The following is a 12505-nucleotide window of genomic DNA, read 5'->3' on the forward strand; positions in this document are numbered from 1 at the left end:
TTAGTTAAGGCATAAAGAAATCTTCGGCAATACTTTCAAGTTGCTTATAGGAAATTAATTTACCATTTTTGTGGTATTCTTCCATTCTAATTAAGCCAACGTTGGTTGCGTACCATTCAATTAGCTTTGTTTTGTTTCGTGAAATTCCTGAATAAGAGATTTTATCAGAGGAAACCTTATAGCATTTAAATTTGCCAACAGGTGTTTCAATATTTTCTACTCCATCTACCTTACGATTTACCAATAAAATAGTCATAGACATCAAAACTGACCCTGTCCCCCTCAAAATATCGGCTTGACAAGATGCTTCGGGCAGCATTTCTCCAATAAATGGTTTAAAAGGCAACACAATACTATCTGCATCAATTTTAACTTCCATTTTCTTGTAAGAATTCAATTTAATAGGATCCAAATATTTATCGACTCCAATATAGAAAATTGAATCTTTTGAAGAGAAATGAAAATATTGGTAGAAGGTGTCCTGTTTTACAGTAGTAATTTCTGATTCAATATTATATATGATTTTGTCTCTTTCATCTTGGGTTTTTCCTACCAATTGCCAAACTTCGGTATAAGTTTTACGATTTTTTTTGTCGTAATTTACATACCATACCTTAAAATTTCTCTTCGAAGGCATGTATGAAAAATTTCTTTGTGCGTAGCAATTAGCTGAAAAAAGTATAAGAATGAGAATAGAATAAATTTGCTTCATTAAATTGAGATTAAGATAGAGGTCGTTTCTTAATCAAATTTACATAAATTTAGAAGCGGCTAAAAACTTTATTGCCTTAATTTGTCAAACTTCTATTGTATTCTAAATTATGGTAGAGATATTTAATTATTATTAAAATCCACTATATTAGCTGTTACAATCTTAACACCAACCTATAATATTAATTTTTAAACGTTTTATGAATGAAGAGAAATTTTTTAGTAGGTTTTACCGCTATTCTATTGGGATTTAGTGCTTGCAGTAGTAGTGTGGATGAAATTAGCGAAGAAGAGATATCCCAAACTATCGAAATAAATTCAGAACTTCTCATTGATTTGGTAAATGAAGTAAGAACTTCAGGTACAACTTGTGGAAATACATACTATCCTCCGGTAGATGCCATAGTTTGGAATGATAAGTTGGAACAGGCGGCTGTAAATCATAGCAAGGACATGCATCAAAATAATTTTTTCTCTCATGAATCTCCCGAAGGAAGTACCCTAACAAAGCGCTTGCAAGAGGTTGGTTATAATTACTCTAAAGCAGGAGAAAACATAGCTAAAGGTTATTTGAATGAACAGCAGGTTTTAAATGGCTGGTTAGAGAGTGAGGGACATTGTGCAAATATTATGAACGGTAATTTTAAAGAAATGGGCGTGGGGCGAGTGGGGAACTACTGGGCTCAGAATTTTGGAGCACAAAGATAAAATTACAGACATAAAAAAACCACACCGAGCGTTAATCGGTGTGGCTTATATCTGTTTGTTTGAAAAGCTTTAAGTCTGTCTGTTAAAACTTAAATTAATTTTGTTGTGAAGCGAATTATTCCGACACTACTTCAAATTCGATCTCAACCTTAACTTCTTTGTGAAGTTTGATTGAAGCGGTATATTTACCGATCTCTTTTACAGCGTCTTTAATAGAAATCACTTTTCTGTCAATTTCAAATCCTTTTTCAACTAATGCTTCAGCGATTTGGATATTGTTAACAGAACCGAAAATCTTACCAGTAGTACTAGTTTTAGCACCTAAACTTAAAGTAACACCTTCTAGTTTTTTAGCAACTTCTAATGCTTCGTTCTTAATTTTTTCCTCTTTATGAGCTCTTTGTCTCATGTTTTCAGCATGCATTTTCTTAGCTGACTCTGTAGCTAAAACAGCAAAACCGTTAGGAATTAAATAGTTTCTTCCGTAACCATTCTTAACAGTTACGATATCGTTCTTATATCCTAAAGTATGGATATCTTGTTTTAAGATTACTTCCATTTCGTTTCCTCCTTCTTTAAAGATTATTTCATCATGTCAGTTACGTATGGTAGTAATGCTAAGTGACGAGCACGTTTAACAGCAGTAGCTACCTTTCTTTGATATTTTAAAGAAGTACCTGTGATACGACGAGGTAAAATCTTACCTTGCTCGTTTAAGAATTTCTTCAAGAATTCAGGATCTTTGTAATCAATGTACTTGATCTTGTTTTTCTTGAAACGACAGTATTTTTTCTTTTTGATCTCAACTGAAGGTGGGGTCAAATATCTGATTTCTGATTGATTCTGTGCCATAGCTTATTTCTCCTCTTTAGTTTCTTTAAGGTTTCCTTTTCTTTTAATTGAATACTCATAAGCGTATTTATCAAGCTTGAAAGTTAAGAAACGCATGATTCTTTCATCACGTCTGTAGTTAACTTCTAATTTCTCGATGAATTCACCTGGAGCTTCAAATTGAAGCAATTGGTAAAAACCAGTGCTTTTTTTCTGAATTGGATAAGCCAGCTTGCGCAGTCCCCAGTTCTCTTCATTTTCAATCTTACCGCCATTTTCGGTAATAAGAGTCTTGAATTTTTCTACCGCTTCCTTTACCTGAGCTTCAGATAAAACGGGAGTTACAATGAAAACGGTTTCATAATGATTCAACATAACTTAAATAATTTAATTAATACTTAATAATTAAGTGTTTTTATCGAGCCGCAAAATTAACTATTCTTTTTTGATTTTTCAAGAATATCAATTCTTTATTCAGCTACGAATTACAAATGTACAGAATGCAAGTTTATTAGTAAAGGACTTTAGCGAATTAATTTAAAGTAATTTGAAGCTGGAAGGGCATAAAATATGCTGTTTTTAATCAATCTGTATTCTCTAACTTCCTTGGCAAGATATCTATTTTTTTGTACCTTATTGTAACAGTATAACTAAACTCAGGCTTATGAAGGACAGGATGATAACATTAGCGACCTATAGTTACTCTAGAGCCCAGTTGCTTCAAACTCGTCTGGAATCAGAAGGGGTAGAGTGCTATTTAAAAAATTTAAACCTAATCCAATCTGCCATTGGAGGAGGAGTAAAGGTAAGAATAAAAGAAGAAGATCTTAATCGGGCTTTAAAAATTATCGAAGAACTTGATTTAAGTTACGCACAGGAAGATTTAGATGCAGCGTTTCCACATCAAAATATTGATATAAATCGCATTCTGGTTCCTGTTGATTTTTCAGATTTCTCTCCAAAGCTTTGTGATTCTGCAGTCGGGATTGCGAAAAAGTTTAATGCTGACATTCTACTTTTTCACACCTATTTTGCTTCAGCCATTGAAACTGTTCCATTTTCTGATAGTTATACTTACAATTCAACTGTTGTAGAAGTATTATCGGAAGTTGAAAAGAATGCAAAAGCAAAAATCAAAGAGCTGTATTACGATATTCGCAATAGGTTAGAAAAGGAAAAAATTGAAGGGATAGAGGTGGATTATGCACTTAGCGGAGGAACTGCTTCGTCCGAAATTTTAAATATATGTAACAAATATCAACCCGATTTAATGATAATGGGCAGTAGAGGTGAAACTGCAGGAACAACAAACCTCCTTGGCAGTGTAGTTTCTAATGTAATAGAAGAAACAAATGTCCCTATGCTTATTTTATCTGATCAAGGTGATGAAGTTGATTTTGAAAACATTCGCAACATCATGTATGCGACAGATTTTGATAAAGCAGATTTTAGGGCAATTGCCAATCTTAAATACATTACTCAGCCTTATAATATGAAAATACACTGCATTCATTTTGAAGATAAATCTACTAATGATCCACTGGAAGAACATCGAATGCAGATCCTTCGCAAGTATTTAAAACGTGCATTTGGAGATTCTGAAGTGAGCTGTAGAATTATTTATGAAGATGAAAAGATGGAAGGAATTGACAAATATATTCATGATCATGATATAGGAGTAATAGCAATTTTGGCTAGAAAACACAATTTGTTGCAAAGATTATTCTTTGGGCAAATGTCACGAAAGCTATTTATAAAAACGCATATGCCAATTTTGGTTTTCCATTAAATAGCAATAGGTTTAATAAGAAAAAGACGCAAATTGCGTCTTTTTTTATTTTACTTGCTCCCCAATCAATACAGGCTCTGTATCGGTAGTGAGATTCATTATTTTTACTCTGTAGAAGTGATTCTTCTTTAGTTTGAATCCTTTAAACTCTACAGGGACATAATGCTCTCCATATCCTTTCGCATTTTCCCCATCCGTTTTTTCTACCAAAACGATTTGTTCTTTATCTATAAACCCATTTCGGTATTGAAATTTTACATCATCAGCAATTTCTCTTAAAACTTCACTTCTTTGAGTTTTAATTCTTTCATCAACCTGAGATTGCATTCGTTCGGCCCGTGTTCCTTTTCTTATAGAATATTTAAAAGCATGAACATGGCCAAATTGCAGCTCTTTTATAATATTACATGTTGCTTCAAAATCTTGATCAGACTCACCAGGAAAACCAATAATAATATCTGTAGTAATGTTAAAATCCGGACGATAGGAGCGAATTTTATTTGCAATTTCCTTAAATCTCTTAATGTTATACATTCTTCTCATTTGCAATAGGATAGGGTCGGAGCCACTTTGCAAACAAAGATGAAGATGTGGAGTCATTTTAGGGTGATTTAACAAACCCAAAAATTTATCCCCAAAGCCATCCGGTTCGATCGATGATATACGCAAACGAAAATCTCCATCTAAATCTAGAATTTGCTCAACTACATCGTCGAATTTGAAATTCTCGTATTCATATCGGCCAATGTTTACACCAGTTAAAACAACCTCTTTTGCTCCTTTAGCAATTACGCTTTTAACATTTTCCAAAATGTCCTGAATAGGTCTACTTACCGCTCTACCACGTACCGAAGGAATGATACAAAATGTGCAAAAATTATCACATCCATCTTGTATTTTTACCATGCTTCTTGTGTGAAAACCCTTATCAGTTGATCCATAAGAAAATAGATCATAATTTAATTTCGATGGATGAAAAATCTCACCATTATAATGTGCTTCTACCAACGAGAATACCGAACTTTTGTGGTCATTTTCAACTACATAATTAATCTCATCGCGGCCTTCGAGTTCATTTTTGGCATTATTTGCCATACATCCTGTTACCACTAAAACAGAATCTGGATTTTTTCGGTTGGCTTGACTGATGAAATTTCTAGATTTATGATCACTTTGGTGAGTTACTGTACATGAGTTAATTACATACACATCTGCCTCTTTATCAAAAGGAACTAGCTTAAAGCCATTGTCCTGAAATTGAGAAGCTATGGCATCGGTCTCATATTGATTCAACCTACAACCTAAGGTTTTAAAAGCTACTTTTTTCACGCTACTTTTTCATTTACAGCAACCAGTTCTCCTTCTACAGAAAAATCGGCAGCTGATGTAATTTTAATATCAACAAACTCACCTATCAAAGAGCTATCAGACGATAAAAATCGAACATTTATCTTTCCTTCTGTTAATGCTGCTAAATATCCATCGTGTCTTGCTTCTCCTTTTACCAAAACTCTAAATATTTTACCTACCATGGTATCATTATAGGCTCTGGAATGAACTTTTAAGTCTTCGGTCAATTGATGATGACGCTGCTTTTTTACATCTAAACTTACATCATCAAACCATCTGTGACTTAATGCTCCAGGACGAGGAGAATACATGGCAATATAAGCCATATTGTATTGAAATTCTTCCATGGCTTTTCTTGTATTCTCAAATTGCTCCTCATTTTCACCCGTAAATCCAACAATAATATCTGTAAACAAAGTTGCTTCCGGTATTAGTCTTCTTATCGTATGTACAATCTGGCGGTATTTTTCAACGCCATGTTTTCTATTCATGTGAATTAATACCTTATCGTCACCCGATTGTATAGGAAGATGAATTTGCTTTGCAAGGCAATCATATTCTGCAATCACCTCAATCACTTCATCCGTCATATCGCGAGGATGTGGAGAGGTAAAATAAACCCAAAATTCCTTTTGTAGTTCATTGCCTAATTTTCCTATTCGTCTTAAAAGCTCAGGAAAATCAATCTCTTCACCCTTTTTATCCAGTCCATAAGAATTAACATTCTGTCCAAGCAAGGTTATGGATTTGAAACCTTTATCTACCAAATTTTTAATCTCATTTACAATTTCATCCGATGGACGAGACACCTCTCTACCTCTTGTATATGGTACAGCACAAAAAGAGCAGAACTTATCACATCCATTTTGTATTGGTACAAATGCTTCAAAATCCGAAGTGTAATTTGGTTTTACATTCCAAAATTCAGAAATATTTTCATTTCGAGCATCAAAACCACCTTGCAATCCAACTGGTGTAGAAATTCCATATTGCTGTATAATTTCAGGTAATTTGGGTAGATCTTTCATCTGAAAAATGATATCAAAAAGTTTTAAAAACTTCTCTAAATCAGATGGTAAAATGCAACCAGAAACAAAGGTCACAAGATTTCGTTTGTTCTTCCAAAGGTTCCATTTATGTATTTTGGAGTATACTTTATCAATCGCTTTTTGGCGCACAGAACAAGCCAATATACCAATTAAATTAGCTTCTTCTTCATGATCGGTCCATTGGTATCCCATTTTTTCAATAACCGAGCGAACACGTTCTCCATCGGAGGCATTCATTTGGCAACCCAACGATACTAAGTGATATTTCATGTTTATTATTTGAATTGTAAATTACTTATTATGCATTTGATAAGTAGTATTTAAGATATGGTATATCTAAGATTTACTCAATCAAAATCCATAACTAAAAATATACTTCCGTATGAATAGGTCCCAAATTAACACCCTGTTTTTCAAGTATATCATATGCCTCATAAATCATATGGCAATTCCCACACAAATAACAGACCGTATCAGAAGACACAGGGTTTTGTTTTAAATATTCTGTAACTCTACCATGAAAATCACCTGATCTCTCTCTGGAAGTACACAATATATATTTGTTTTTTTTATAGGATTCTCTTTCATAGGCTTCTTCTTCCTTTCTCACACCATGCAACAATTGGTAATCCATATTAGGATGAGTTGCTATGAAACTATGAATAGGAGAGATACCCGTTCCTGTAGCAATAAATAGAAACTTCTTCTCCGATATTTCTTCTTCTTTCAAAGAAAAATGCCCGAATGGTCCATCTACATCTAAATAATCATCGGGTTTACAGCGTTTTAATTTCTTCGAAACCAAACCATCTTCCACCTCTTTAATCAATACCTCTAAAAACTCATCCTGCTCTGAACTATAAATTGAATATTCTCTTCGGTCAATACTACCAGAAAATCCTAAGGTGATATATTGTCCTGTTTTAAAAGTAAAATCTTTTTTCTCCATTTTTATAACATAAGTAGACGGAGTAAGATTTCTTATTTCAATAACTTTGTGTGATCTCATACAAATTTGCTATTTTCTTGATTTTTCCCCACAATTCCTTGTTTTTATTTATGTGGAATCTTTATAAATAAGGGATTACAAAAAAATAGAAATTTCATTTAAGTTACAAGAATTATCAGACCTTTTTATCTGTTTTGAGGTGAAAAAAATCCATTTTTTACAAAAAAGGCATAAATATCATGGATTTTCTCTAGTTTCTGTTAGATTTTGACCAATAAGGTTTTCATGTATTGCACTGAACTAATGATTATTATATGGTTTTAGTTGTTTTTTAAGTCTCTTAGAATCGATTATTTGTCACCTGCCTTAGTTCTTGGACGGAATAAATTGTAAATTTTAGTTTAAAATTTTTATTGCTTTCTGTGAAATTCATCACAATATTTATTTGAGATCATTTTATACCATTTTTATTATCAAGTTTGCACTTTGGTATAATGTCGATTGATTAATGGTATTATTTGAAAAATGCAGAAAAATCAATTTCCGATTTTTTAAAATCAGAAATTACTGGAATTTCAATAATTGGACAATCAAAATTCATTTTTTTCAAATAGTGTTCAAAAACCTTTACTGAATCTTTCAAAATAAATTCACTATTGGCTGGAAAGTGATTGTAAATTAATCCATGTAGTGGAATGTTTCTTTTTTTCAAAATTTCCAAACTAAGCAAAGTATGGTTGATACTACCCAATTTAGAAGAACTAACCAAAATGGTAGGGTATTTCATTTCTTCCAGATAATCCAGAAGAGAATAGTCAATAGTAATGGGAACATTTAATCCTCCAACACCTTCTAATAAAACAACTTCAAACTCATCATCTAACTTTTTACTTGAATTGTTAATTTTCTCAATATCGATTGTTTTATTTTGCATTTCAGCAGCCAAATGAGGTGATGCAGGATAGTCGAAAACAAAAGGACAGGTGGTTCCATCTTTATCAACATCCATTAAATCAATTCCCATTATTTCACGGTGAGTTTGAATGTCTTCAGATATCCCTTTACAACCCGTTTGTGCAAATTTTTGTGTTACTACGTTTATTTGATTGTCCAGTAAATACTTGGCTAATAATCCAGTAGCCAAAGATTTTCCAGCATCTGTATCGATGCCAGCAATAAAATATATCGACATGAAAATTATTTTTTTGGTTTTGCAATAAAATAAATTGGCTGATAGGTAAGAGGAACACCTAATTCAGTTCCAAAGAGGTCCAAATAATCCTCTTCAAATCTTTTTAAATCACTCTTTGTCCATGCTTTACCTGGAATTCCATTTACTCCAGTTTGTTTCATATGTTTTAATACACCTACCGGATCGGCAAAGTATCTTGTAATCGTTTCCCTATCACTCCATATTATTTCGAATTTATCAGCCAACAATCTTTCATGTTTTCCAAAAGGCAAGTAGTTTAATCCTTTGCCTTCAACATCTCTAATCTCTCGATAGTTATCTGGTCCAAAAGAGCTGAATACTAATAAGGAGTCCGGATTTAAAGCATCATAAATGTTATTTAAAAACAACTCCAAATCCGTGAACCATTGAAAAGTAGAACTTGATATGACCAAATCAAGATTCTTAGGGAGCTCAATTGACTCAATATCTCCACCATAAAATTGAATGCTATTATCTATATTTTGTAATACCTCTTTATACTCCTCAACAATATCATTAGCGAAGTATTCTGTTGCCTTAAAATGACGAAAAAATTTCTCTGTTAAAACAGCAGGTCCGCACCCAATTTCAAGAACCTTTTGAAAATTATCCTTTTTAATGTTCAGTAATTCATTTATAAGTCTCGATGCAATAGCTTCTTGAACTATTGCATGTTTGCGATAGGTTTCAATGCTTTTTACAAAACTTTTTTGAACATTTCCTTTATTAATATTCTGATTTCCCACAACTTAACTCTTCAATTATCTCATCCCACGAACTCCATTTGTCATAGCAATAATGAGGATATTTTCGCTCTATAATATCAATATATCCATTCCATGCACGTTTTTGATTGTCTGCAGAGAATATTAAATCTTGTTCGCCAACTAAAGCTTTATTATAAATTGACCAATCAACAAGGTGATTTTGAATTAAATGCTGTAATGTTTTTAATTCCTGTAATTGATCATCAAATTCTCTATTTGGAACATTTGATTTAAAGTGATTGAAGGCAGATTTTCCTCCACACATTCTCATCCAAAATTTTTCCAAACTCTTCAAATTTAATCCATCTATAGTACCCTGAAAAACTGCAGAAGGTATACCTTTTAGATTATCAATTGGGTTTAGTGTACCATTAATAGCTATTGCGTCAGTAAATAAACTCTGGTGAGCTTTTAATAAAAGATTTGCAATGTAAACACCTAATGACCAGGAAGTAAGATAGACTTCTTCGTAATCTTCAAAAACACAATTTACTTCATTAGGAAGCAAAATATCCTTATAATCATAGCAACTAATAACATCATACTCTTTTGAAACTAGATGCTGAAATGGCTTTTCGTCACAACTCCAACCATTAAAAAATAGAATACATTTCCTTTTTGAGGATTTATGTAGCCATTTAATTTTCATTACAATACTCTTTTATTAATTTTGGCACATCCTGTAGGTCTTCCCAATCCATATCTGCACAAATCGACAAACGCAAACGTGAAGTTCCAACTGGAACAGCGGGTGGTCTAATTGGAAAGACCAAAAATCCTTTCTTTTGCAGATACTCAGCTAAATTTACACATTTTTGACTATCACCGATAATTACAGGAACAATATTCGAATTGCCATCGGTTTTCAATCCTAATTCTATAAGCTTATTTCTCAGCATTTTAGCTAAAGACATCACATGCTCTCTTTCTATTCGCATTTTAATAATGGTGCGCAACATGATAATGTTCCAACTAACAACAATGGGAGGTAAGGCCGTTGTAAAAATTAAGGATCTCATTCGATTAATTAGGTATTTTTTAATGATTGAATCACAAATTACAAATGCACCGATTGAATTCATAGCTTTACCAAAAGTACCTACCAAAAGGTCTATTTCATGCATTAAATTAAGCTCTTCAGCTAATCCTAGCCCCTTTTCACCTCTTACTCCTAACGAATGAGCTTCGTCCAGGTACAAAAAGCAATTGTATTGTTTCTTTAGTTCAATTAGTCTAAATAAATTAGCTTCATCACCGTCCATGCTAAAAATTGATTCGCTAACAATGAAAACCTTATCATACAGACCTCTTTTACTCTGTAAAATTGTTTCAAGGTGTTTGTAATCCAAATGTCTAAAACGCATGTTTTCTGCATTTGACAAGCGAATTCCATCTATTATACTGGCATGATTTAATTTATCAGATAAGATTAAATCGCCTTTTCCTGATAAAGCCGATAGAATTCCAATATTTGCATGATATCCAGAATTGAAAAATAGGGCAGAACGAGTGTATAATTTTTCTAATTCTGTTTCCAGCATGTCATACTCCTGAAAGTTACCTGTTAACAGTCGTGATGAACCGGATCCAAAAGCATTTCCCTTAGGCCTTGGAATATTTTTTTTTCTTACTCCTAAATAATCATTGGAGGAAAGGTTTACTTTGAAGTCTTTATCAGAGATCTTCTTTAATGATCTCAAGTTCCCAGAATCCTCTAGTTTTCTTAATTCTTCTTTATATTTTTCTAATAAACTGTTCATCGCAAAATTAAGAGTCTTTAACTATTAAAATAAGTTTCTTACATAAGAAACTTAAATCTTGGTCACTAATAACAAAGGGAGGCATGAGGTAAACATTCTTCCCAAATGGTCGAACCCAAATTCCATTTTCAACAAATTTCTTTTGCATATTGGCCATATCAACAGGCTCTTTCATTTCTATAACTCCAATAGCACCTAAAACACGTACTTCACAAACATTATTAAAGCTTCTTGCAAGGCTTAATTCCTGTTCTAGAATACTTTCAATCTTAGTTACCCTAGCTTGCCAATTGTTGCTTAATAGCAGAGAAATACTGGCAATTCCGACTGCACAAGCTAATGGATTTCCCATAAAAGTAGGTCCATGCATAAAATTCCCTGGAGTACCATTCGAAATCCCTTCGCTTACTTTCAAATTGGTTAAAGTTGCTGCAAAAGACATATATCCTCCGGTAATAGCCTTACCGACGGCCATGATATCAGGTTCAATGTTTGCATATTCGCAAGCGAACATTTTGCCAGTTCTACCAAATCCAGTAGCAATTTCATCTAATATCAATAAAATGTCAAATTCATCGCAAACTACTCTTAATCTTTTCAGATATTCCGGATGATAAAATCTCATTCCACCTGCACCTTGAACAATAGGCTCTAGAATAACGGCAGTTAATTCTTCATGATGCTCCCTTATCATTTTATCCATTGGAGAGAATGACTCTTCATCCCAATTTTCATTGAACTTGCAAGATGGAGCCTCCACAAAGTAATTTATAGGCAATACACCCGAGAAAATTTCATGCATCCCGGTAACAGGATCACAAACTGACATTGCATTAAAAGTATCGCCATGATAACCAGAGCGTATTGTAAGAAACTTGTTCTTTTTAAAGTTTTTGGTGGCAAACCTGTACTGTATAGCCATTTTCATAGCAACTTCTACAGCAACAGAGCCAGAATCACAATAAAATACTTTTTCCAAGGATTTTGGAGTAACTTCTACAAGTAATTTAGCAAGATCAATAGCAGGTTGATGCGTTATGCCACCAAACATCACATGAGACATGTTTTGTAATTGCTTCTCAATAGCTTTATTTAAAACAGGATGATTGTATCCATGAACTGCGCACCACCAAGATGACATTCCATCAATAAGCTCACGTCCATCTTCCAGTTTTAACTTTACTCCATCCGCTGATATCACTGGGTATACTGGCAATGGATCTTTCATAGAGGTGTAAGGATGCCAAATGTGGTTCTTATCAAAACTAAGGTCAATTTTACCTTGCGTACTCATACCAAATTCAAATTCATTTTAATTTCTTGCGTAAAGCTATGATTTCTTAGGTTACGAGAAGGCGGTTTAAGTGTATTTTTATAA

At 33.2% G+C, this 12505-nt stretch carries 14 protein-coding genes; 2 read left to right on the forward strand and 12 right to left on the reverse strand.

Annotated elements, in window-relative coordinates; all coding sequences use genetic code 11:
• Positions 1–4 precede the first annotated feature (4 nt).
• On the reverse strand, positions 5–637 hold the full coding sequence (locus tag ACKPCA_RS05480) for a TapB family protein (protein WP_321281822.1): 633 nt from the start codon (positions 635–637) through the stop codon (positions 5–7).
• A gap of 278 nt (positions 638–915) precedes the next feature.
• Between ACKPCA_RS05480 and ACKPCA_RS05485 the strand changes: the two genes are divergently transcribed.
• On the forward strand, positions 916–1419 hold the full coding sequence (locus ACKPCA_RS05485) for a CAP domain-containing protein (RefSeq protein WP_321281823.1): 504 nt from the start codon (positions 916–918) through the stop codon (positions 1417–1419).
• Between the two features lie 115 nt (positions 1420–1534).
• On the opposite strand, the gene rplI is transcribed toward ACKPCA_RS05485, so the two are convergent.
• The 3 genes from rplI to rpsF are packed head-to-tail and all read right to left on the reverse strand — an operon-like array spanning position 1535 to position 2625.
• Positions 1535–1978 carry a 50S ribosomal protein L9 gene (rplI, locus tag ACKPCA_RS05490; protein ID WP_054721203.1) on the reverse strand — a complete coding sequence of 148 codons (444 nt, stop codon included), beginning with the start codon at positions 1976–1978 and terminating at the stop codon, positions 1535–1537.
• A 23-nt stretch (positions 1979–2001) separates the two neighbouring features.
• A complete protein-coding gene (gene rpsR, locus ACKPCA_RS05495) occupies positions 2002–2271 on the reverse strand; it encodes a 30S ribosomal protein S18 (RefSeq protein WP_054721204.1) in 270 nt (89 codons plus the stop codon).
• A 3-nt stretch (positions 2272–2274) separates the two neighbouring features.
• Entirely contained in the window at positions 2275–2625 is a 351-nt protein-coding gene (rpsF, locus tag ACKPCA_RS05500; RefSeq protein WP_110359545.1) for a 30S ribosomal protein S6, read from the reverse strand.
• Positions 2626–2914: 289 nt separating this feature from the next.
• Between rpsF and ACKPCA_RS05505 the strand changes: the two genes are divergently transcribed.
• Positions 2915–4039, forward strand: a complete 1125-nt coding sequence (locus tag ACKPCA_RS05505; protein ID WP_321281824.1) for a universal stress protein — start codon at positions 2915–2917, stop codon at positions 4037–4039.
• Positions 4040–4084: 45 nt separating this feature from the next.
• Here the strand turns inward: ACKPCA_RS05505 and mtaB are convergent, their stop codons facing one another.
• From mtaB to bioA, 8 genes are all read right to left on the reverse strand, one after another.
• A complete protein-coding gene (gene mtaB, locus ACKPCA_RS05510) occupies positions 4085–5368 on the reverse strand; it encodes a tRNA (N(6)-L-threonylcarbamoyladenosine(37)-C(2))-methylthiotransferase MtaB (protein WP_321281825.1) in 1284 nt (427 codons plus the stop codon).
• Positions 5365–6708 (reverse strand): tRNA (N6-isopentenyl adenosine(37)-C2)-methylthiotransferase MiaB, encoded by a 1344-nt coding sequence (gene miaB / locus ACKPCA_RS05515; RefSeq protein ID WP_321281826.1) that lies wholly within the window; start codon positions 6706–6708, stop codon positions 5365–5367. The genes mtaB and miaB overlap by 4 nt, the downstream gene beginning before the upstream one ends.
• Before the next feature lie 94 nt (positions 6709–6802).
• Complete coding sequence (locus ACKPCA_RS05520; RefSeq protein WP_321281827.1) at positions 6803–7447, reverse strand: ferredoxin--NADP reductase; 645 nt, start codon at positions 7445–7447, stop codon at positions 6803–6805.
• 454 nt (positions 7448–7901) lie between these two features.
• A complete protein-coding gene (gene bioD, locus ACKPCA_RS05525) occupies positions 7902–8579 on the reverse strand; it encodes a dethiobiotin synthase (RefSeq protein ID WP_321281828.1) in 678 nt (225 codons plus the stop codon).
• Between the two features lie 5 nt (positions 8580–8584).
• The gene (bioC, locus tag ACKPCA_RS05530) at positions 8585–9346 is read right to left on the reverse strand and encodes a malonyl-ACP O-methyltransferase BioC (RefSeq protein WP_321281829.1); all 762 of its coding nucleotides are present in this window, start codon (positions 9344–9346) and stop codon (positions 8585–8587) included.
• A complete protein-coding gene (locus tag ACKPCA_RS05535; RefSeq protein WP_321281830.1) occupies positions 9327–10016 on the reverse strand; it encodes a DUF452 family protein in 690 nt (229 codons plus the stop codon). The genes bioC and ACKPCA_RS05535 overlap by 20 nt, the downstream gene beginning before the upstream one ends.
• Positions 10006–11127, reverse strand: a complete 1122-nt coding sequence (locus ACKPCA_RS05540) for an aminotransferase class I/II-fold pyridoxal phosphate-dependent enzyme (RefSeq protein WP_321281831.1) — start codon at positions 11125–11127, stop codon at positions 10006–10008. The genes ACKPCA_RS05535 and ACKPCA_RS05540 overlap by 11 nt, the downstream gene beginning before the upstream one ends.
• Before the next feature lie 7 nt (positions 11128–11134).
• Positions 11135–12421 (reverse strand): adenosylmethionine--8-amino-7-oxononanoate transaminase, encoded by a 1287-nt coding sequence (bioA, locus tag ACKPCA_RS05545; RefSeq protein WP_321281832.1) that lies wholly within the window; start codon positions 12419–12421, stop codon positions 11135–11137.
• Positions 12422–12505: the final 84 nt, after the last annotated feature.

Source organism: Marinifilum fragile (assembly GCF_963677365.1).
Lineage (GTDB): Bacteria > Bacteroidota > Bacteroidia > Bacteroidales > Marinifilaceae > Marinifilum > Marinifilum fragile.